The organism is Gemmatimonadota bacterium, from assembly GCA_016713785.1.
In the GTDB taxonomy this organism is placed as follows: Bacteria; Gemmatimonadota; Gemmatimonadetes; order Gemmatimonadales; family GWC2-71-9; genus JADJOM01.
In genome coordinates this window covers 267,788-286,838 of record JADJOM010000001.1, presented here as the reverse complement: position 1 = coordinate 286,838, position 19,051 = coordinate 267,788, and the positions used below count along the sequence as shown (strand labels likewise).

13 protein-coding genes, 3 tRNA genes and 1 pseudogene are annotated in these 19,051 nt (G+C 71.6%); 9 read left to right on the top strand and 8 right to left on the bottom strand.

What is annotated here, in order from left to right:
* Nucleotides 1–575 precede the first annotated feature (575 nt).
* The 3 genes from IPJ95_01265 to IPJ95_01255 all read left to right on the top strand — a co-directional run bounded on the left by IPJ95_01265 (nucleotide 576) and on the right by IPJ95_01255 (nucleotide 7,866).
* A complete protein-coding gene (locus tag IPJ95_01265; GenBank protein ID MBK7922250.1) occupies nucleotides 576–7,577 on the top strand; it encodes a hypothetical protein in 7,002 nt (2,333 codons plus the stop codon).
* 89 nt (nucleotides 7,578–7,666) lie between these two features.
* Nucleotides 7,667–7,748 (top strand) — tRNA-Leu (locus IPJ95_01260).
* A gap of 46 nt (nucleotides 7,749–7,794) precedes the next feature.
* Nucleotides 7,795–7,866 (top strand) — tRNA-Thr (locus IPJ95_01255).
* Nucleotides 7,867–7,941: 75 nt separating this feature from the next.
* Here IPJ95_01255 and IPJ95_01250 read toward each other — a convergent pair.
* The 4 genes and pseudogenes from IPJ95_01250 to IPJ95_01235 form a co-directional block, all read right to left on the bottom strand.
* A pseudogene (locus IPJ95_01250) lies at nucleotides 7,942–9,498 on the bottom strand (Na+/H+ antiporter).
* Between the two features lie 73 nt (nucleotides 9,499–9,571).
* Nucleotides 9,572–9,823 carry a hypothetical protein gene (locus IPJ95_01245; GenBank protein ID MBK7922249.1) on the bottom strand — a complete coding sequence of 84 codons (252 nt, stop codon included), beginning with the start codon at nucleotides 9,821–9,823 and terminating at the stop codon, nucleotides 9,572–9,574.
* A 316-nt stretch (nucleotides 9,824–10,139) separates the two neighbouring features.
* Complete coding sequence (locus tag IPJ95_01240) at nucleotides 10,140–11,468, bottom strand: DUF885 domain-containing protein (GenBank protein ID MBK7922248.1); 1,329 nt, start codon at nucleotides 11,466–11,468, stop codon at nucleotides 10,140–10,142.
* The gene (locus IPJ95_01235; protein ID MBK7922247.1) at nucleotides 11,465–12,121 is read right to left on the bottom strand and encodes a DUF885 family protein; all 657 of its coding nucleotides are present in this window, start codon (nucleotides 12,119–12,121) and stop codon (nucleotides 11,465–11,467) included. The genes IPJ95_01240 and IPJ95_01235 overlap by 4 nt, the downstream gene beginning before the upstream one ends.
* 443 nt (nucleotides 12,122–12,564) lie before the next feature.
* Between IPJ95_01235 and IPJ95_01230 the strand changes: the two genes are divergently transcribed.
* From IPJ95_01230 to IPJ95_01205, 6 genes are all read left to right on the top strand, one after another.
* On the top strand, nucleotides 12,565–12,798 hold the full coding sequence (locus IPJ95_01230; GenBank protein ID MBK7922246.1) for a hypothetical protein: 234 nt from the start codon (nucleotides 12,565–12,567) through the stop codon (nucleotides 12,796–12,798).
* Nucleotides 12,762–13,073, top strand: a complete 312-nt coding sequence (locus IPJ95_01225) for a MarR family transcriptional regulator (protein ID MBK7922245.1) — start codon at nucleotides 12,762–12,764, stop codon at nucleotides 13,071–13,073. The genes IPJ95_01230 and IPJ95_01225 overlap by 37 nt, the downstream gene beginning before the upstream one ends.
* Nucleotides 13,074–13,106: 33 nt before the next feature.
* Nucleotides 13,107–14,204, top strand: a complete 1,098-nt coding sequence (locus IPJ95_01220; GenBank protein MBK7922244.1) for an alkene reductase — start codon at nucleotides 13,107–13,109, stop codon at nucleotides 14,202–14,204.
* 83 nt (nucleotides 14,205–14,287) lie between these two features.
* Nucleotides 14,288–14,361, top strand: a tRNA-Pro gene (locus tag IPJ95_01215).
* Nucleotides 14,362–14,721: 360 nt separating this feature from the next.
* On the top strand, nucleotides 14,722–15,123 hold the full coding sequence (locus IPJ95_01210) for a tyrosine-type recombinase/integrase (GenBank protein ID MBK7922243.1): 402 nt from the start codon (nucleotides 14,722–14,724) through the stop codon (nucleotides 15,121–15,123).
* Nucleotides 15,120–16,007 (top strand): site-specific DNA-methyltransferase, encoded by an 888-nt coding sequence (locus IPJ95_01205; GenBank protein MBK7922242.1) that lies wholly within the window; start codon nucleotides 15,120–15,122, stop codon nucleotides 16,005–16,007. Before IPJ95_01210 ends, IPJ95_01205 begins: the two co-directional genes overlap by 4 nt.
* A 2-nt stretch (nucleotides 16,008–16,009) precedes the next feature.
* Here the strand turns inward: IPJ95_01205 and IPJ95_01200 are convergent, their stop codons facing one another.
* The 4 genes from IPJ95_01200 to IPJ95_01185 form a co-directional block, all read right to left on the bottom strand.
* Entirely contained in the window at nucleotides 16,010–16,429 is a 420-nt protein-coding gene (locus IPJ95_01200) for a hypothetical protein (GenBank protein ID MBK7922241.1), read from the bottom strand.
* On the bottom strand, nucleotides 16,368–16,625 hold the full coding sequence (locus tag IPJ95_01195) for a hypothetical protein (GenBank protein ID MBK7922240.1): 258 nt from the start codon (nucleotides 16,623–16,625) through the stop codon (nucleotides 16,368–16,370). The genes IPJ95_01200 and IPJ95_01195 overlap by 62 nt, the downstream gene beginning before the upstream one ends.
* A gap of 101 nt (nucleotides 16,626–16,726) precedes the next feature.
* The gene (locus tag IPJ95_01190; GenBank protein ID MBK7922239.1) at nucleotides 16,727–17,740 is read right to left on the bottom strand and encodes a hypothetical protein; all 1,014 of its coding nucleotides are present in this window, start codon (nucleotides 17,738–17,740) and stop codon (nucleotides 16,727–16,729) included.
* The gene (locus IPJ95_01185; protein ID MBK7922238.1) at nucleotides 17,670–18,659 is read right to left on the bottom strand and encodes a hypothetical protein; all 990 of its coding nucleotides are present in this window, start codon (nucleotides 18,657–18,659) and stop codon (nucleotides 17,670–17,672) included. Before IPJ95_01185 ends, IPJ95_01190 begins: the two co-directional genes overlap by 71 nt.
* Nucleotides 18,660–19,051: the final 392 nt, after the last annotated feature.

The following is a 19,051-nucleotide window of genomic DNA, read 5'->3' as shown; positions in this document are numbered from 1 at the left end:
TGGCGATCGGGAGCTGCAGCTACACCCCGACCACGGCCGGCGCCAAGACCCTCACCGCGAGCTATCCCGGCGACGCCACGCACGGGGCCAGCAGCGACACCGACGCGCTGCTGGTGGATCCGTTCGGCGTCGCCACCCAGCTCCAGTTCCTGGTGCAGCCCTCGACCGTGCTGGTGGGCGACAAGATCAGCCCCGCCGTCGAGGTCCGCATCCTCGATGCGCTCGGCAACCTGGTCACCAGCGCCACCGACGCCATCACCATCACCCTGGCCCCAAACCCGGGCGGCGGTACGCTCGGCGGCACCGTGACCGTCTCCGCCTCGGGCGGCATCGCGAGCTTCGGCGACCTGACCATCGACGCGGCGGGCACCGGGTACACCCTCGATGCCTCCGCCACCGGCCTCGCCGGCGCCTCGAGCACCGGCTTCGACGTGCAGTAGTCCCCCACGGCAGCCCATCGCCGGGAAGTCAGGGCCCGTCCCGCGGCGTGACGCCGTGGCCGGCACCGTGTTGTTCTATCGTCGGCGCGCGGGAAGGACCCCGGACGCCCCCATGTTCTTCAGGACCCGGTTCGCATGCGCCCCCGCGCTCTTCTTCGCACGCTGGTCACGGATTCACGCGTTCGCACCCTCGCCACGATCCTCGCCGCGGCGGTGATCGCCGCCTGTGGCGGCGGCGAGAGCCTCAACAACCCGCCCGGGGGCACGCCGACGGCCATCGCCATCATCGGCGGGGGCGGCCAGTCGGCCACGGTGGCGGCGCCGCTCCCCGACACGCTGGTGGTGCGGGTGACCGACGCGGCGCAGGAGCCCGTGGTGGGGCGCCAGGTGGTCTTCCGGGCCATTGCCGGCGGGAGCGGCGCCCAGCTCATCCCCGACACGGCGGTGACCGACGTGGATGGCCGGGCGCGCTCGCGCTGGGTGCTGGGCCAGCTGGCGGGCTCGCAGCGGGTGGAGGCCCGCGTGGTGGGGGCGGCCAGCCTCGTGGCCACCTTCGACGCCACCGGGCTTGCCGGGGCCGCCGACACCGTCTTTGCCCTCTCCGGTGATGGTCAGGCCGCGGGCGCCGGCGCGGCGCTGGCCGAGTCCCTGGTGGTGGTGGTCACCGACGGGTACGGCAACCCGGTGGCGGGGCAGGCGGTGCTGTGGGCGGCGACGGGTGGCGGCAGCGTCTCCGACGACACCACCGCCACCGGCGCCGACGGCCACGCGGCGGTGCGCCGGACGCTCGGCCCGGTGGCCGGCGCGCAGGGCGCCACCGCCACCGCGGCGGGGCTCGCCGGCTCGCCCGTCAGCTTCAGCCACACCGCCACGCCCGTGGCCACCGGCATCGTGCGGGTGGCGGGCGACAGCCAGAGCGCCGCGCTGGGCGCGGTGCTGCCCGAGTCGCTCGTGGTGCGCGTGGTCGACGCGCAGGGCCACGGCGTGGCGGGCAAGAACCTCTCCTGGATCCCGTCCACCGGCAGCGGTGCCGCCGCCCCCCGCACCGCGGTCACCGACTCGCTGGGCGAGGCACGCACCCAGTGGACCCTGGGCACCCTCGTCGGCACCCGCACCCTCACGGTGCTGGTGCCGGGCGTGGGCCAGACCGACTTCACCGCCACCGTCCTCGCCGGCGCGCCCGACTCCGTGGCCGCGGTCTCGGTGCTGGCCCAGAACGGCGCCGCCGGCCTGCCGGTCGGCACCAGCCCCGCCGTCCGGGTCTTCGACGCCGGCGGCAATCCGATCGCCGGCGCCAGCGTGGTGTTCCGCGTGACCCAGGGGGGCGGCGCCGTCTCCAACGGTGCCGTGACCGACACCGCCGTCACCGTCGTGGCCGACAGCCTGGGCGTGGCCCGGGTCACCGCCTGGATCCTCGGCCCGGGGACCGGCGCCAATGCCGTCGAGGCGAGCGTGCCGCCCGGCCCGGTCAAGGGCAGCCCCGTCAGCTTCACGGCCACCGCCTCCGCCGGCCCCGCCGCGAAGCTCGCCATCGTGGTGCAGCCCGCCGACACCAGCGCCAGCGGCACCGTGCTGCCCCGGCAGCCCGAGGTGCAGGTCCAGGACGCCGGCGGCAACCCCGTGAACAGCGGCGGCCGCCAGGTCACCGCCACCCTCGTGGGCACCGGCTCGCTTCGCGGCGTGCGCACCGTGACCACCGGCGCCACCGGCCTCGCCACCTACCTGAGCCTCGACATCCTCGGGCTGGCCGGGAGCTACCGGATCGCCGTGGCGTCGACGGGCCTCACCCCCGACACCTCGGCGGTCATCGTGCTGACCCCCGGCGCCGCGGCCCGGCTCGGCCTGCTCACCCAGCCGTCGGCCTCGGGCGCCAGCGGCCTGCCCTTCGCCCAGCAGCCGGTGGTGCAGGTGCAGGACTCCGCCGGCAACCCGGTCGCCCAGGGCGGGATCACCGTGGGCGCGGTCCTGGCCACCGGGACCGGGACGCTGCTGGGCACCACCAGCGTCGTCTCCCTGGCCAGCGGCGCCGCGCCGTTCACCGACCTGGCGATCGCCGGCACCCCCGGCGCGCGCACCATCGGCTTCAGCGCGGCGGGCCTCTCCGGCGTGGTCTCCTCGACCGTCCAGATCGGCGCCGGCGCCCCGACCACCATCGCGGTCGCGGTGCAGCCCTCCGCCACCGCGCGCAGCGGCGTGGCGCTTGCCACCCAGCCGGTGGTCCAGCTGCGCGACAGCACCGGCAACAACGTGGCGCTCCCCGGCATTGCCATCACCGCGAACGTGAGCGCCGGCGGTACCCTCGCGGGCACCGTCACCGTCAACACCAACGCCAGCGGCGCCGCCCCCTTCACCGGGCTTGCCCTGATCGGTGCCGCCGGCGACTACACCCTGAGCTTCACCTCGCCGGGGCTCACCACCGGCACCTCGAACGTGGTGGCGCTTGGCGCCGGCCTCCCGGCCCAGCTGACCCTTGCGGTGCCGGTCCCGGCCGCCGCCCAGAGCGGCCTGACGTTCACCACCGCGCCCGTGCTCCAGCTGCGTGACAGCGTGGGCAACCCGCTGGCGCAGTCCGGCGTCACCATCGTCGCGTCCCTGGCGAGTGGCGCCGGCGGCAACCTCCGCGGCACGCTGCAGGTCCCCACCGACGCGGCCGGCCAGGCCACCTTCGGCAACCTCAACCTCTTCGGGCCCATCGGCAGCTACACCCTGCGGTTCGCGGGGAACGCCGCCAGCTCCATCGACACCCTGGTGGCCACGCCCACCACGCTCAGCGCCGGCGTGGCCGCCAAGCTGCTGCTCAGCACGGCGCCGTCGGCCGTGGCCCAGAACAACGTGGCGCTCGCGCAGCAGCCGGTGGTCACCGTCGCCGACTCCGCCAACAACCCCGTCCTGGTGGCGGGCACCCAGGTCACCGCCGCCGTCGCCACCGGCGCGCCGGCGCTCGTCGGCACGGTCACCGTGCCCACCAGCGCGGCAGGCGTGGCGACGTTCAGCGGGCTCACGCTGGTGGGCGCGGTGGGCAACCGCACCTTGGGGTTCTCCTCCGGCACCCTGACCGGCGTGGTGTCCGGCACCATCGTGGTGAGCGCCGGCGCCGCGCGGACCATCGCGCTCAACGCCGGTGACAACCAGACGGCCGGCGTGGGCCAGCCGGTGGCGATCCCGCCCTCGGTGCTGGTCACCGACACCACCGGCAACCCGGTGGCGGGGGTGAACGTCACCTTCGCCGTCACCCTCGGCGGCGGGTCGGTCGCCAACCCCAACGCCGTGACCGGCGCGGGGGGCATCGCCAGCGCGGGCAGCTGGACCCTCGGCCCGGTGGCCGGCGCCGATTCGCTGAGCGCCACCGCCGCCGGGCTCACCGGCAGCCCCGTGCGGTTCGGCGCCACCGCGGCCGCCGGCGCGGCGGTCCGGCTCACGGTCACCACCGAGCCTTCGGCCTCCGCCGCCAGCGGCACCCCGCTCGCCACCCAGCCGGTGGTGCAGCTGCTCGACGCCAACGGCAATCCCGTCGGCACCGCCGGACGCGCCATCACCGCCACGCTGCTCGGTGGCGGCGCGCAGCTGCGCGGCACCCGCACCATCAACACCGTGGCCGGCGGCAGCGCCAGCTACAGCGGGCTCGACCTCTTCGGCACCGCCGGCACCTACACCATCGCGTTCACCGCCGCCGGGCTGGTACCCGACACCTCGCTGGTGATCGTCCTCGGCCCCGGCGCCGCGGCCCGGCTGGCCATGAGCCAGCAGCCCTCCACGCAGGTGGTGAGTGGCGTGGCCTTCCCGCTGCAGCCGGCGGTCCGGGTGCAGGACTCCTCCGGCAACGCCGTGAGCCAGGCCGGCGTGGCGGTCACCGCCGCGGTCGGCACCGGCAGCGGCACCCTGGGCGGCACCCTGACCGTGAATACCCAGGCCAGCGGCATCGCCACGTTCAGCGGGCTCTCGCTCACCGGCGCGCCCGGCGGGCATACCCTTGCCTTCAGCGCCCCCGGCCTGATCGGCGTCAGCTCCGGCGGCGTCACCGTCGGCGCGGGCAGCGCCACGGCGCTCGCCCTCATCAACCAGCCCTCCGCCACCGCGCGGAGCGGCGTGGCGTTCGGCGCGCAGCCCACCGTGCAGCTGCGCGACGCCTCCGGCACCAACGTGGCGCAGGCCGGCGTCCCGGTGACCCTCGCGGCGAGCGCCGGCGGCACGGTGCGGGGCATCGCGACTATCACCACCAACGGCAACGGCCTGGCGGTGTTCAACGGCCTGGCGGTGAGCGGCGTCGTGGGGAGCTATACCCTCACCGCGACCTCCGCCGGCCTCACCCCGGCCACCACGGCGGCCATCGCCCTCACCCCGGGCCTGCCGAGCGCGCTCACCTTCGTCACCACGCCGTCGGCCGCGGCGGCCAACGGCCTCGCCTTTGCGCAGCAGCCCGCGCTGCAGCTGCGGGATGACGCCGGCAACGCGGTGAGCCAGGCGGGCGTCACGGTCCAGGCCACCGTCCTCACCGGCGCGGGCGGCATCCTCCGCGGTGGCGTCTCGGTCACCTCCGACGCCGCGGGCGTCGCGACCTACGCCGGCCTCAACCTCTTCGGCGACGTCGGCGGCTACACGATCAAGTTCGACGGCGGTCCCGGCGGCGCGCTGGTGCCGCTCACCTCCGGGACCATCACCCTGGGCAACGGCCCCGCCGCCCGGATGCTGCTCAGCACCGCGCCCTCGGCGGCCATCCAGAACGGCGTGGCTTTCCCGCAGCAGCCGGTGCTCTCCCTGGCCGACTCCTCCGACAACCCGGTGGCGCAGGCCGGGGTGCAGGTCACCGCCACCCTGGGCAGCGGCACCGGCGTGCTGGCCGGCACCGTCACCGCCACCACCAACGGCAGCGGCGTCGCCACCTTCACCGGGCTCCGCATCGTCGGCACTCCGGGGAACCGCAGCCTCACCTTCCTGGGCAACGGGCTGCAGAACCTCAACAGCGGCACCCTCAGCCTGACCGCCGGCCCGGCGCGGACCATCGCGCTCAATGGTGGCAACAACCAGGCGGCGCTGGTGGGCCAGTCGGTCACCACCTCGCCGACGGTGCTGGTCACCGACACCACCGGCAACCCGGTGCCGGGCGTCAGTGTCTCCTGGGCGGTGACCGTGGGCAACGGCGCCGTGGGCACGCCCAGCGCCGTCACCGGCGTGAACGGCATCGCCAGCGCGGGCGGCTGGACCCTCGGCACCACCGCCGGCTTCGACTCGCTGAGCGCCACCGCCGCCGGCCTCGCCGGCAGCCCGGTGCACTTCGGCGCCACCGTCAACCCGGCCGGCACCGGCCAGCTGGCCATCACCACCCAGCCGTCCGCCACCGTGGCGAGCGGCGCCGCCTTTGCCCAGCAGCCGGTGCTCGAGCTGCAGGACCCGCTCGGCACGCCGCTCACCACCTCGGGCATCCCGGTCACCGCCGTGATCACCGGCAGCGGCTTCGTCGGCACCGTCACGGTGAACACCGTCAACGGCGTCGCCGCCTTCACCGATCTTGGCCTCTCGGGCCTGGCGGGCAGCCACGCCATCACCTTCGAGGCGCCGGGCTTCACCGGCGCCACCGCCACCCCCACCACCATCACCGCCGGCCCCGCCGCGCGGCTGCTGGTCGAGACCGAGCCGGCCGCCACCGCCCGGAGCGGCATCACCCTGACCGAGCAGCCGGTGGTCCGGGTGACCGACCTGGCCGGCAACCCCACCCCCGCCGCGGCCAGCGTCAGCGCGCTGATCCTGAGCGGCGGCGGCACCCTGCTCGGCACCACCACCGTGAGCACCGGCGGCGGCGCCACCGCCAGCTTCACCAACCTGGGCATCAGCGGCACGGTGGGCACGCGGACCCTGCTCTTCACCACCTCGGGGCTCGGCTCCGACACCTCGACCGCCATCGGGGTCACCGCCGGCACCCCGGCGGTGATCACCGCCAGCAGCAGCACCGCCCAGAACGGCACCGTGCGCCGGACGGTCGGCACGCCGCCGGCCGTGCTGGTCGAGGACGCTGCCGGCAACCCGGTCTCCGGCGTCACGGTCACCTTTGCCGTGACCGGGGGCGGCGGGTCCCTCAACGGCGCCACGCAGGTCACCGGTGCCGGCGGCGTGGCCACCGTGGGCGGCTGGACCCTGGGCAGCCTGGTCGGGGCCCAGACCGTCAGCGCCACCGCCAGCGGCGGCGGCATCAGCGGCAACCCCGTCAGCTTCACCGCCACCGCCGCGGCGGCCACCGCCACCGACCTCGCCCTGAGCGCCGGCAACGGCCAGTCGGCCACGGTGGGCACCGCGGTCGCGGTGGCCCCGGCGGTGCTCGTCTCCGACGCCTTCGGCAACCCGGTGGCCGGCGTCACGGTCACCTTTGCCATCGGCTCGGGCGGCGGCAGCCTCACCGGCGCCAGCGCCGTCAGCAACGCCAGCGGCATCGCCACCGTCGGCAGCTGGACCCTCGGCAACCTGGCCGGGGTCAACACCCTCACCGCCAGCGCCGCCGGCCTGGGCGGCAGCCCCGTCGGCTTCACGGCCACCGCCACCGCCGGCGCCGCCGCCACCATCACCAAGCAGGGCGGCGACAACCAGGTCCGCACCGTCAACGGCGCGGTCCCCGTGGCGCCCTTCGTCCGGGTCACCGACGGCTCCGGCAACCCGGTGGCCGGCGTGGCCGTGACCTTCGCCGTGGCCAGCGGCGGCGGCAGCCTCACCGGGGCCAGCGCCACCACCAACGCCAGCGGGATCGCCACGGTGGGCAGCTGGACCCTCGGCACCGCGGCGGGGAGCAACACCCTCACCGCCACCGCCGCCGGCCTGGCCGGCAGCCCGCTCACCTTCACCGCCACCGGCGTGGCCGGCGCGGCCAACGCCGCGCAGAGCAGCGCCACCGTGCCGGGCGGCAGCAAGGGAAGCCAGACCACCATCACCATCCAGCTCCGCGACCAGTTCGGGAACGTCCTGGCCGCGGGCGGCGCCAACGTGCAGGTGACCATCACCGGCGCCAACCCGGGCGCCGCCGCCGTCACCGACCTGGGCGACGGCACCTACCTCGCCGGATACGTCCCGGCGGCCTCCGGCACCGACCTCGTGAGCATCACCCTGAACGGGGTCCAGATCGGCGGGAGCCCCTACACGAGCAGCATTCCGTAAGGGGGCTAAGCGCCGTTCCCGCAACGGGATGCGGGGGGTCAACCTCAGGGTTGACCCCCCAGCCTCCGACCGCTAACTTTGCGGCCCTCGCCCTGGTGGTGAAACTGGTAGACACGCTATCTTGAGGGGGTAGTGCCGTAAGGCGTCGCGGTTCGAATCCGCGCCAGGGCATGGAAGAGCAGAAGCGCGCACAGTCGTGCGCGCTGGTCGTTTCAAGGCCACTGTAGCTCAGTGGTAGAGCACTCGATTCGTAATCGAGCGGTCGTCGGTTCAATCCCGACCAGTGGCTCTCGCCCCACCACAACACCACGGCCGCCGGCAGTCGCCGGCGGCCGTTTCGGCTGCCCCCCCCTCCCGCCGCGTGTCAGGCGGGCCGCAGGTCGCCGGTGCCGAGCCGCAGCGCCTCGATGTCGAGCTCCTGCTCCAGCCGGTGCAGCACCTCGTCGCTGATCACCTCACTGTCGCGCAGCGATACCATCGCCAGCCGCTCGGCGGAGAGCGCCGCGTGACGGAGGCGGCGGTAGGCCGCCGCCTCCTGCACCGAGCAGTCCTCGCCGCCCGGCGCCACCACCGAGGAACGCCGGCCCCGCTCCTCGTAGAAGGTGCGCAGCTGCCGCACCCGGCCAGGCGCGGCCCACGCCTCGCCCGCCAGCGCCTCCAGCCGCTCCAGCGCTGCCCGGCTCCCCGCCGCGCGCGCCTCGGCCTCCTCCACCAGCTCCCCGTCGTCCGGCGCGAAGCCCAGCCGCCGCACGATGGGCCCGAGGGAGAGCCCCTGCAGCACCAGCGTGGCCACGATCACCCCGAAGGCGATCAGCACGATCTCGGTGCGGAACGGGAAGGGCGCGCCGGCCGCGGTGGTCTCCGGCAGCGCCAGCGCCGAGGCCAGCGAGACGATCCCCCGCATCCCCACCCAGCCGATCAGGAACATCGCCGCCGGCCGCGGGACCGGGTCGCGGGCGCGCAGCGCCGGGCTCAGCCAGCGGGGTACCAGGGTGGCCACCGGCACCCAGAGCAGCCGCACCACGATGGCCGTCAGGCTCACCGCCGCCGCCCACCAGAGCACGGGGCCGAACTGCCCGGGGGGGAGCGTGTCGTGCAGCGCGCCGAGCTGCAGCCCGATGGCGATGAAGATCACGCCGTTGAGCAGGAAGACCAGCTGCTCCCATACCGCCCGCGCCTGCAGCCGGGTCACCGGCGTGGCCAGCGTGCTGTAGCGTTGCCGCAGGTAGATGCCGCCGGCCACGCAGGCCAGCACCCCGGAGGCGTGCACCTCCTCCGCGCCCACCCACGCCACGTACGGCGCCAGCAGCGTCACCCCGATCTCCACGAAGCTGTCCTCGAGCCGCGCCAGCGCCAGCCGCGCCACCCAGCCCACCAGGAGCCCCATCCCGACTCCCACCACCGCCGCGTACACGAAGTCGAGCAGCGCGCTGCCGAGGAGGAAGCTGCCGGTGACGGTGGCGGCCACGGCGGCGCGGTAGAGCACCAGGGGCGCTGGCGTCGTTCACCAGGCTCTCGCCCTCGAGGATGGTCACGATGCGCCGGGGATCGCCAGCGAGCGCCCGATCGCGGTGGCGGCCACCGCGTCGGGCGGTGACACGATGGCGCCGAGCACCAGCGCAGGCGCCCAGTCCAGCCCGGGCATGATGAGCCGCGCCACCCACGCCACGGCCACCGTGGTCGCCAGCACCAGCCCCACCGCCAGCAGGCTGATGGGGCGGATGTTGCGCCGGAAGTCCCGGAAGCTGGTGAAGTAGGCCGCCGCCCAGAGGATGGGCGGGAGGAAGACGGTGAACACCAGCTCGGGCGCGAGCGTCACCCGGGCCAGCCCCGGCACGAAGCCGAGACCGAGCCCGCCAAGCACGAGCAGGATGGGGTAGGGAACGAGCAGCCGTCGCGCCAGGGCGGTGAGCCCCAGCATGACGGCGAGCAGGATCACGAGCGTCTGTGCGTGGTGCAGAGGGGCCGCCCCGAGGGTTGGGTCGGCCCGAATCCTACAATCCGAACCGCTTGAACAGCCAGTACTCCGGCCCGGCCAGATCTTCCGGCCAGGCGTCCTCGGGCGCCGGGTCGAGCTCGCTCAGGTCGAGACCCACCAGGTCGCTCTCATCCCCCGCCCATACCCAGCCCTCGCCCGCTTCCCGGCGCCAGCTGTCGCTGCCATCGAGGTGGAGATCGCCACGCCACGCCTCACGATCGCTCCAGCCCTCGTCCCCGCTCGGTTCCGCATCCCATGCTGACGGCATCATGCCCTCCCGGCTTCCGTCCTGCCTTTCCTATCGGCAGGTGGCGTGCCAGAGGTAAGCACGGGATGGGATTCGGATAGTGGAACGGCGGGGAAGCGGGAAGCGGAACGAGGGAACGGGGGAACGGGGGAAGGGACCCGACCCCACCGGCCGTCATCCCGAGGGCCGCAGGCCCGAGGGATCCCTTGCAGCCCAGGCCGGACCCGCAGGGATCCCTCGTCGCTACGCTCCTCGGGATGACAGGCCGGGCGGGCCGGGGCTTCCTCTTCCCTCTTCCCTCTTCCCGCTTCCCTTTTCCCTCTTCCCCGTTGGTTCCTCACCCTCCCAGCATCACGTCCCGCACGTACCCCGCCGGGATCGTCCCGAACCGCAGCAGCCGCTCGTGGAAGTCCCGGGCGGAGAACTTCTCGCCCTGCTGCGTGCGCAGCTCCTCGCGCAGCTGGATGATCGCGTTCTTGCCCAGGTTGTAGGTGATCGCCTGGGTGGGCCACTTGGAGTAGCGGTAGATGGCGCGGGTGGCGCTCTCCACGATGGCCCGGGCCTGCGGGTCCTTCGCCGCGGCCTCCGGGGCGCCGGGGTAGAGCTCCACGTGCTCGGCGTAGTACCGCACCGCCTCGTCGAAGGTCATCCGCCCGGTGTGGATCCCCACGTCCACCCGGACCCGCACCGCGCGCAGCAGCTGGCCCTGCAGCTCGTACAGCCGTTCCGCCGCGGTGTAGAAGCCGTACGGCTTCCCGTCCATCGGCTCCGCCATCAGCTCCTCGCTGTACAGCCCCCATCCCTCGGAGGCCATCGAGTCCTGCCACATCGAGGCGGAGTCCTCCACCGCTCCCGGGGTGAACCACCGCAGGTTGCTGATCTCGGCGGCGTGGCGGGTCATGTACTTGTAATGCCAGTCGTGGCCGGGGAAGCCCTCGTGCACCGCGGTGGTGGCCACCGAGGCGCGGTTGTTGAGCCGGAGCGCCGCCGGGTCGTTGCCGGTGGGGGAGAGGTAGAACCGGCCCACGCCGCTCTGCTTGAATGGTGGGGCGGGGTAGTACGCGGCGTCGATGGTGGAGCGCAGCACCGGCGGCGTGGGAGTCACCTCCAGCCGGTAGTCCTCGGGGATGTCGAACAGCTGCTGCGCGCGGCCGTACGCCACCGCCCGCTCCCCGGCCTCGCGGTACCAGGCAAAGAGCTCGTCGTCGTCCCGCGGGGAGTCCGTGGACAGGTGGTCCATCACGGCCCGGGCGGAGACCCGCCGGGCGGCGTCGCCGCTCCACGCCAGCGCGAGTCCCGCGTCCCGCGCCACCTGTTCCGCCACCTCGAACAGCTGCTTCTCGTACGCGGCGGTCTGGTCCGCGCCGTAGGCGAAGAGGTCCTCGAGGTTCCGGTCGAGGCCGAGGCACTGCTTCACCCGCCAGGCGTACTCCGCCTCGCCCAGGGCAAAGCGGTCGGCCACGTCGTTGGCGTCGTAGGTGCTGAGCAGGAAGCCGGCGAAGCTCTCCCAGGCGTCGGCGGCGGCGCGCCCGGCGGCGGTCACCTCGGTGAGCATCCCGCCCGCGAACGGCCGGGCGCCGAGGTACCCCCTGGCCAGCTCGGGGAGCGTCTTCCGGAAGTATTCCGCGTTGGCCTTGGCGCCGTTCACCCCGTCGCGTTCGATCATCCGGTGGTCGGGGCGTTGCCGGCCTTCACCCCGGCCGCCAGGTTGGCGCGCGCCGCCTCGAGGTACGGCGGGATCGCCGCCAGCCGGTTCACCACCATCTGCCACTCGAGCTCGGTGCCGCGGTCCTGCGGCACGCCTCCCGGCGCATCGCCGGCCCGCCGAGCCGCCGAGTCGCCGACCTCCGTCATCCCCTGGATCTGCCAGTCGACCCCGCGGAACGGCTCGGCCACGTAGGTGTCGATGCAGCGTTCGTGGGAGCGCCAGGTGCCCTGCTGCCGCAGCAGGAAGGCCAGCTGCGCGCCGAGCACCGCGTGGTCCACCCGGGCGGCGGGGGAGAGGGTGGCCAGGTCGAGCCGCTGGCGTTCAGCCTCGATCTCCTCGTAGAACCGCCGCTCCGCCTCGAGCGCCTCGGGGCGCCAGTCGCGCAGCCGGCCGTTGATGCGGACCAGCGAGGCGTCGTAGGCGTCGCCGCCCAGGTAGGTGGCGGTGACCGGGTTGAGCTCGAGCGCCTTGAGGAAGTAGCGGTCGCGGAGCGTCACCAGCGGGGCGTCGTTCCCGGTCGGTCCCTCCTTGCCGCAGGCGCTGAGCTGGGGGAGGAGCCCGAGGGCCAGGGCGGCCTGGCTGGTGCGGCGGAGGAAGAGGCGGCGGTGCATGGGCGGTTCGGCGGTTCGGGGGTTCGACGGTCTGGTCGGGCCACGTAAGCTATCCCGGAATCCTCCCGCCACCACAGCCTCGCTACCGCCCTACCGCCCTACCGCCCTACCGCCCTACCGCCCTACCGCCCTACCGCCCTACCGCCCCACCGCCTCGTTCTGCCTCCCCTGTCGCACCCTCACCGCCGCGGCGGGGCGCACCGGGCACCGGGCTGGGTCCGGCGCGATAGTCTATCCCGTTTTATTGCTTGAGGTTAGCCGGAGGAGGCGATTCTGGTACGCCTCCTGCCCATCCCCAGGCTGCGCGGTCCGCTCCAGGGGACATTCCCTCTGCAGGTCTCCACCCCGGAAGTAAGGGTCCGGCGGAGATCGCCCTGGAGCTGGCCACGCGCCACTGCTCCTCCCCCCTTGCATCCGCTCCCACTTACCCATATAGTTCACGCATGAACAGTCGCGCGGACTCAGGCCCGGCCTCCGGGGCAGCGAGTGGCGGCGATCAGGCGCTCATCGCCCTGCTCGAGGCCGCCCGGACCGTGGAGGGCCGCCTCGAGCGCACCCTGGGCGAGATCGACCTCACCCACGCCAAGCTCAAGGTCCTCTCCCACCTGGTCGAGGCGGGGAGTCGCTTCCCCTCAGCACCCTGGCCGAGCGCAGCGCCTGCGTCCGTTCCAACGTGACCCAGCTGGTGGACCGGCTCGAGGCCGAGGGCATGGTGCGGCGGGTGCACTCGCCCGACGACCGGCGCAGCATCCGGGCGGAGATCACCCGGGTGGGGCGGGAGCGTCAGGCCGACGGCGCGGTGCGTGCCGCGCGGGTCGAGGCGGAGGTGGCCGCGGCGCTGCCGCCCGCGGTCCGCGACGCGCTCGCCGGGCTGGCCCGCACCCAGGGGCTGACGCGCCTTTTTATTTGGACGAATGATTCATTAATGTACCGTGCAGTCTACAACAATTGAGCAGTGCGGCACTCGCCGACAGGAGCTGATTCCATGACCGACCCCACGACCTCCCCGCTCTTCACCCCGATCACCCTGGGTGACGTCACCCTCGCCAACCGGGTGGTGATGGCCCCGATGACCCGCAACCGGGCCGGCGCCGGCAACGTGCCCACGGCCATGATGGTCGAGTACTACCTCCAGCGCGCCACCGGCGGCCTCCTCATCACCGAGGGCGCGCAGGTGGTGCCTGAGGGGCAGGGCTATCCCGGTACCCCAGGCATCCACTCCGACACCCAGGTGGCCGGCTGGCGCGCCGTCACCGACGCCGTCCACGCCGCCGGCGGCCGGATGGCCCTGCAGCTGTGGCACGTGGGGCGGATCTCCCACCCGACCCTGCAGCCCGGGGCGCGGCGCCGGTGGCGCCGTCGGCCATCCGGCCCGCGGGCAGGTCTTCACCGGCACCGGAATGCAGCCCTTCGTCACCCCGCGCGCGCTCGAGACCGCCGAGATCCCCGGCGTCATCGCGGGCTTCGCGGCGGGGCGCGGCACGCCATGGCGGCCGGCTTCGACCTGGTGGAGATCCACGCGGCCAACGGCTACCTGGTCGCCCAGTTCCTGCGCAGCGGCACCAACCACCGCACCGACCAGTACGGCGGCTCCCTGGAGAACCGGCTGCGCTTCCTGGTGGAGGTCGTGTCGGCGGTGGCGGGCGCGGTGGGGGCGGGGCGGGTGGGGGTGCGGCTCTCGCCGACCAGCGGCTTCAACGACATGTCCGACGCCGACCCGGTGGCCACCTTCACCGCCGCGGCGGCGGCGCTGCGGCCCCTTGGCCTGGCGTACCTGCACGTCATCAGGCCGATCGGCGAGTCGTGGCGCACCCCGGCCGCGGGGCCCGGATCACCCCGGCGCTCAAGGCGGCCTTCGGCGGCCCGCTCGCAGGCCAACGGCGGCTACGGCGCCGAGAGCGCCGCGGTGGTGCTCGGCCGGGGCGAGGCCGACCTGGTCTCGTTCGGGACCACCTTCCTGGCCAATCCCGACCTGCCGGAGCGGCTCCGGAGCGGCGCGCCGCTCAACGCCCCGGACCCCGCTTCCTTCTATGGTGGGGATGCCCGGGGCTATATCGACTACCCGGCGCTGGCGGCGGTCTAGGCGCGGGAGTGGGGGCCGGCCGGGTTCCCGGCTGGCCCTACCAATCCCCCCGTCCCGGGGGTAACTTGTGCGCCCCGCAGTAACGGGACGTAGCGCAGCCCGGTAGCGCACCTGAATGGGGTTCAGGGGGTCGCGGGTTCGAATCCCGCCGTCCCGATCCATCGCGAAGCCCTGCCACGAGAGTGGCGGGGCTTTGTGCTGCCGGGGTCGCGGGTTGACCTCCGCCCGCCTGCGGCGGTGCTCGGTCCGCTCGCCGCCTCCGGCGGCGCCGGCCCTCCGGGCCGGACGCGTCGAATCCCGCCGTCCCGATGGCCACGGCCTCACCGCATCCGCGGTGGGGTCGTTTGGTTTGCCCCCCATGTCTTGTCATCCCGAGGGAGCGCAGCGCCCGAGGGATCCCTGCAGGCGGGCAGGGGCCGGTGTCGCCGGTCCGAGACGGCGCCCCTCACAACCTCTGCCACGGGGGCGGAACCCACTTCCCGCCGTTCCATCGGACATCCGGTACGAGGACCATGACTTGATCTTCGCCGGGCCGCTGGGCCGCCCCGTAGATCACCGCAACGTCAAGAAGCGGCACTTTCACCCGCTCCTCGCCGCGGCCGGGCTCCCGCGCGTGCGGCTGTACGACCTGCGGCACACGAACTGTACCCTGCTCCTGGGCGCCGGGGTGCCGGTCCACGTGGTCAGTCAGCGGCTCGGCCACGCCAGCGCCAAGATGACGCTGGACGTGTATGCCAATCACCTCCCGACCAGCACGAGGATGCGGTGGCGCGGTACCGGGCGTATGTGGAATGATCCGGCGCAGGCACGCATTTTTTCGATGACAACCGGCAGGCCAACCGTGGCTATCTTACACCTCTCCATCTCCACCGCCGAGCTGGCCGGGTGCCACATTTTGGAGTATCGTCGAACCCCATGACTACTGCGACTCAAACCAAGCTCAAGTTCGGCAAGCCGTGGCGCGCGCCTGGAGTCCTCCGCCAGACGCGTGATGCCCCGAAGCCGTGCTACGTCAGCGAAATGGGTGTCCTGTTCCACGGCGATTGCCTCGCCGTGCTTCCTTACGTCAGGGACGCCGTGGTGGACACGGTCTTTGCGGACCCGCCGTTCAACCTCGGCAAGGAATACGGAGCGAAGGTGAACGACCTGCGCCCGGACTCCGAATACGTCACGTGGTGCCGGGCATGGATTGACGAATGCATCCGAACCCTCAAGCCCGGCGGAGCCTTCTTCCTCTATAACATCCCGCGCTGGAACCTCCTGCTCGGGGCGCACATGATGGAGCGAGGCCTCACGTTTCGCCACGACATTGCAGTCAACATCAAGCTTGGGCTGCCGATCCAAGGCCGCCTCTACCCTTCCCACTACAGCCTGCTCTATTTCACCAAGGGCAAGCCGAAGACCTTTCGCAGCATCCGGACCCCGATTGAGGTCTGTCGTCACTGTGGGAAGGAGACCAAGGACTACGGTGGGCATCGGGACGCGATGAACCCAAAGGGCGTGAACCTAACGGATGTTTGGAACGACATTCCGCCGGTGCGCCACTGGAAGTTCAAGAGCAAGAAACGGAAGGCCAACCAACTCTCCACCAAGCTCCTCCGCCGAGTTGTGGAGTTGACCACCCGCCCGGGGGAGTTAGTGCTTGACCCATTCGGCGGCAGCGGGACGACATTCGATGTGTGTGAACACACCGGACGTCACTGGGTTGGAATGGAGATGGAGAACGTGGACGTGATTATCGAACGAGTGGAATCCGACGACGTCGCGCACCATCCCAATGGGGACTACGTGGAGGATCGGTAGGGCTAGCTGAGCGCCCGCCCGTCGGTGCCCTTCGGGATGCGGGGCACCTTCGGGCTGGTCGCATCGTGCTCGACCACGACGATCCGAAGAACGCCTCGCTTGACCGGTACACACGACCAGAGCGGGAAGTAGACCAGCAACTCCCCGATATTACCAATCCTGTCGGTCAGATACGTCTTCAGGGCATTGCTGGGCACCACGAGGATGCCTCCAACGATGCTCCCGTGCACCAGCGCCAGCAGAAGCTTGTTCAAGGCCCGGTGGCTGGACGAGATATTCCCCGTTTCCCACTCAAAGGCGATGCACCCGGCTTTGGTCCGGAGCAAGGCGTCCAGGTCGCCGGTAGTGAGAACGCCCTTCTCAACGTCCGGAAGATCCTCGGTTTGCCACCCCGCCCCCTCCAGGCTCCGGAGACAGGGCAACTTGATCGGCTTGACGCCGTTCCTCGCCTCGCTTCTTCCCGCTCTCCGGGCGGATCGTGAAGATGCCAGATCCATGGGGCCAATCCGTATTCCGGATCGCCGCTCGGACATGCTTCCAGGCACGCCTCCACTCAGCGCTTTCGGCAAACCCGCCGGTCGAAACGATATCGTGGGACTCTGTGATCTTCACCGGCACGGGCCTCTAGAGAGTGGCCGGTGAACGTACCAATAATACGCAGATGTGTCCAGCCGATCTCAGGCGCCTAAGCCGCTCAGCTGGTGAACCTCGGGTAGCGGTTACCGAGTCCTTGAAGGAAAGAATGTCCTGCGTAGCCAGGAGTACACCCGGGCCTCACAATCGGCGGAGAGTGAATCGAGAGTGGCTCCACGCTTCGTCGCAAACCAACCGATCCCGCCGGCGACGAGTAGGAACGCCCAGCTTACCCATCGATAGGCACTCGGGACCGACTCGAATACGTTTGGGAATGGCAGGAGAATTGCGCCGATCACCGACGCACCCATGATTGTGCTGGCGACAAGCCTGATGCCTTTGGCGATGGGCTTGAGCAGGCGATTGATGCTAGAGTCAAGCTGGAAGGCCCGTGCAAGTGCGGTCTCGGCCGTTGTTCTAAAGGCAGCCAGTTCGGCGCTCACGAGCGCGACGGCTTGGGAAGCGGCAGCGTCAGCCTCTTCCTTATAGCTGCCCTTCACGCGTTGGATGACCTCATCGATGGTCGCGGCGTCCGGCTCAACGTCGTCATCCAGGGACGCCAGCATCGGCTCCGTTAGCTCACTGGCTGCGATCGCCACAGCCTCATCGTCCGTAAGCGTCCCATCCGCTCGCATGCTCCGCAGATTCCCGATGAAGCGGTCCCATGTCGCGGTGGAGGGGCGTAGAGCGGCGAGGCAGAGCGACGTGAGCTCATGGAGTTTGAGGTTTTGAGCTGCGGCAGGCTTCTTGAGCCACGCGATGTTGGTCAACGCGAAGTGGTGAATAATCGGGGAGCAGCCCGCTTCCCCCTGTGTACGGTACCACCGGTGGACCGTCCGAACCACTGAACCACTCGTGGTGGAGAATACGTACCCAGCCCGCTCCAGTGAGTGAGCCCGATGTTCTCCGCGCATCGTCAGCACCGCGGCGACGCAGTCGACATCATGCCTTACTCGGGGGGTGTCGGTCGGGTCGCCTGCAGGAGTGAGGGCGACAGAGAGCGCCTTTTCGTCGAGCGTGAAGTGGCGGTCATGCTTCGGGAGTTCTCTGACCCCAATAGCCAAGTGACCCAGCCGCTTTGCAAGAGTTGCTGAGAGCACTCGTACATCGCCCTGGAGTCGAGCGGCGCTGCACGAAATGCCTCGTCAGGTCTGTCGGGTGCAGGGTTAGGCGCCCCTCGGCGGTCGCCAGGTGTGCCTCATAGACGGCGAGGATTCTTCGCAGTTCGCCCACTGTGCGATCAAAGGCGCAAATCGTAGCGCCCGTGTCCCGCAAGAGCGATAGAGATTCCTTTGTGGCTAGTTCTGCGGCAGCCCCGGTAAGCCCGAGGGCCGCTACCAAGAGCGAGGTGTCTAGGAACACCATGAGGTCGTGGTATCGTTCGCCCGCCGCCCCCAGGTCGCGAAGCAAGAGCGCGTTCTGGAGAATCAGTCCTTCCAGCAATGCCTTGAGTGTCGGTTGAAGGTCGGCGCTCGGCAAGGCGACTTCGGCGATGAACGCCGCAACGAGCCGATTCTCGCGCGGAGGGAGGGATCGTTGTGCTTGGTCCAGCTCAGGAACGGGGTCCCCCAGTAGGAGCGCCACGTTGTTGTCGGATAGAAACGCAAGGATTACGGCCAACGCATCGAGGGGGTCGTCGAAGGCATGCCCCTGTCGCGATGCGTACTCCTGGAAGGCAACGGCCATTGCAAGCTGGCGTTCCTCTAGGCGCTGCCGCTCGGTCGCAATGCTCGGACCTGGCGTCCTCCCATCGGATGGGAAGTACCGCCCGGCTTCTCGGCGCAAGAACCCTCTACGTGTGAGTCGAGAGAGGAGCGTCTGGACAGTGTCCGTCGGAATCACCAAACCGTGGCTTTGCTCTACTGCCTGGCGGGCGTCAGCAGCCGTAAAGCTGGGCGTCGTGATCGCTCGAACGGCATCTTCCACGAAGGGCTCGAAGAGCCCTAGATGGTCGCGGCCTTCATCGAATCGTGTTTTCAGGAGCGCCAGAGTGGCGATGCCGCGCAATGAGGTGGTCACGTTCCGCGGTCCTACCCTTTGCGTGAGGATTGACAAGCGGAAGCTACCGTTGCCGAGTCCGACCGTCCATCCGGAGGGGTAACGGAGGGGGTATGGAGGGACGACCCCGGCTAAGTGGTTGGTAGATCAGCAGCTTGAGCCGGGCCTCCCCGCAATGGGGTTCAGGGGGTCGCGGGTTGACCTCCGCCCGCCTGCGGCGGTGCTCGGTCCGCTCGCCGCCTCCGGCCCGCCGGGCCGGACGCGTCGAATCCCGCCGTCCCGATGGCCACGGCCTCATCGCATCCGCGGTGGGGTCGTTTGGTTTGGCCCCCCAGGTCCTGTCATCCCGAGGGAGCAGGGCGACCGAGGGATCACTGCAGGCGGGCAGGGGCCCCGATGCCGCCGCCTCCGCG

Coding starts and splice junctions, on each gene's coding strand:
- IPJ95_01205 (MBK7922242.1), top strand. CDS start 15,120: ATGACTACTGCGACTCAAACCAAGCTCAAGTTCGGCAAGCCGTGGCGC.
- IPJ95_01220 (MBK7922244.1), top strand. CDS start 13,107: ATGACCGACCCCACGACCTCCCCGCTCTTCACCCCGATCACCCTGGGT.
- IPJ95_01245 (MBK7922249.1), bottom strand. CDS start 9,823: ATGCCGTCAGCATGGGATGCGGAACCGAGCGGGGACGAGGGCTGGAGC.
- IPJ95_01235 (MBK7922247.1), bottom strand. CDS start 12,121: ATGCACCGCCGCCTCTTCCTCCGCCGCACCAGCCAGGCCGCCCTGGCC.
- IPJ95_01265 (MBK7922250.1), top strand. CDS start 576: ATGCGCCCCCGCGCTCTTCTTCGCACGCTGGTCACGGATTCACGCGTT.
- IPJ95_01240 (MBK7922248.1), bottom strand. CDS start 11,468: ATGATCGAACGCGACGGGGTGAACGGCGCCAAGGCCAACGCGGAATAC.
- IPJ95_01230 (MBK7922246.1), top strand. CDS start 12,565: ATGAACAGTCGCGCGGACTCAGGCCCGGCCTCCGGGGCAGCGAGTGGC.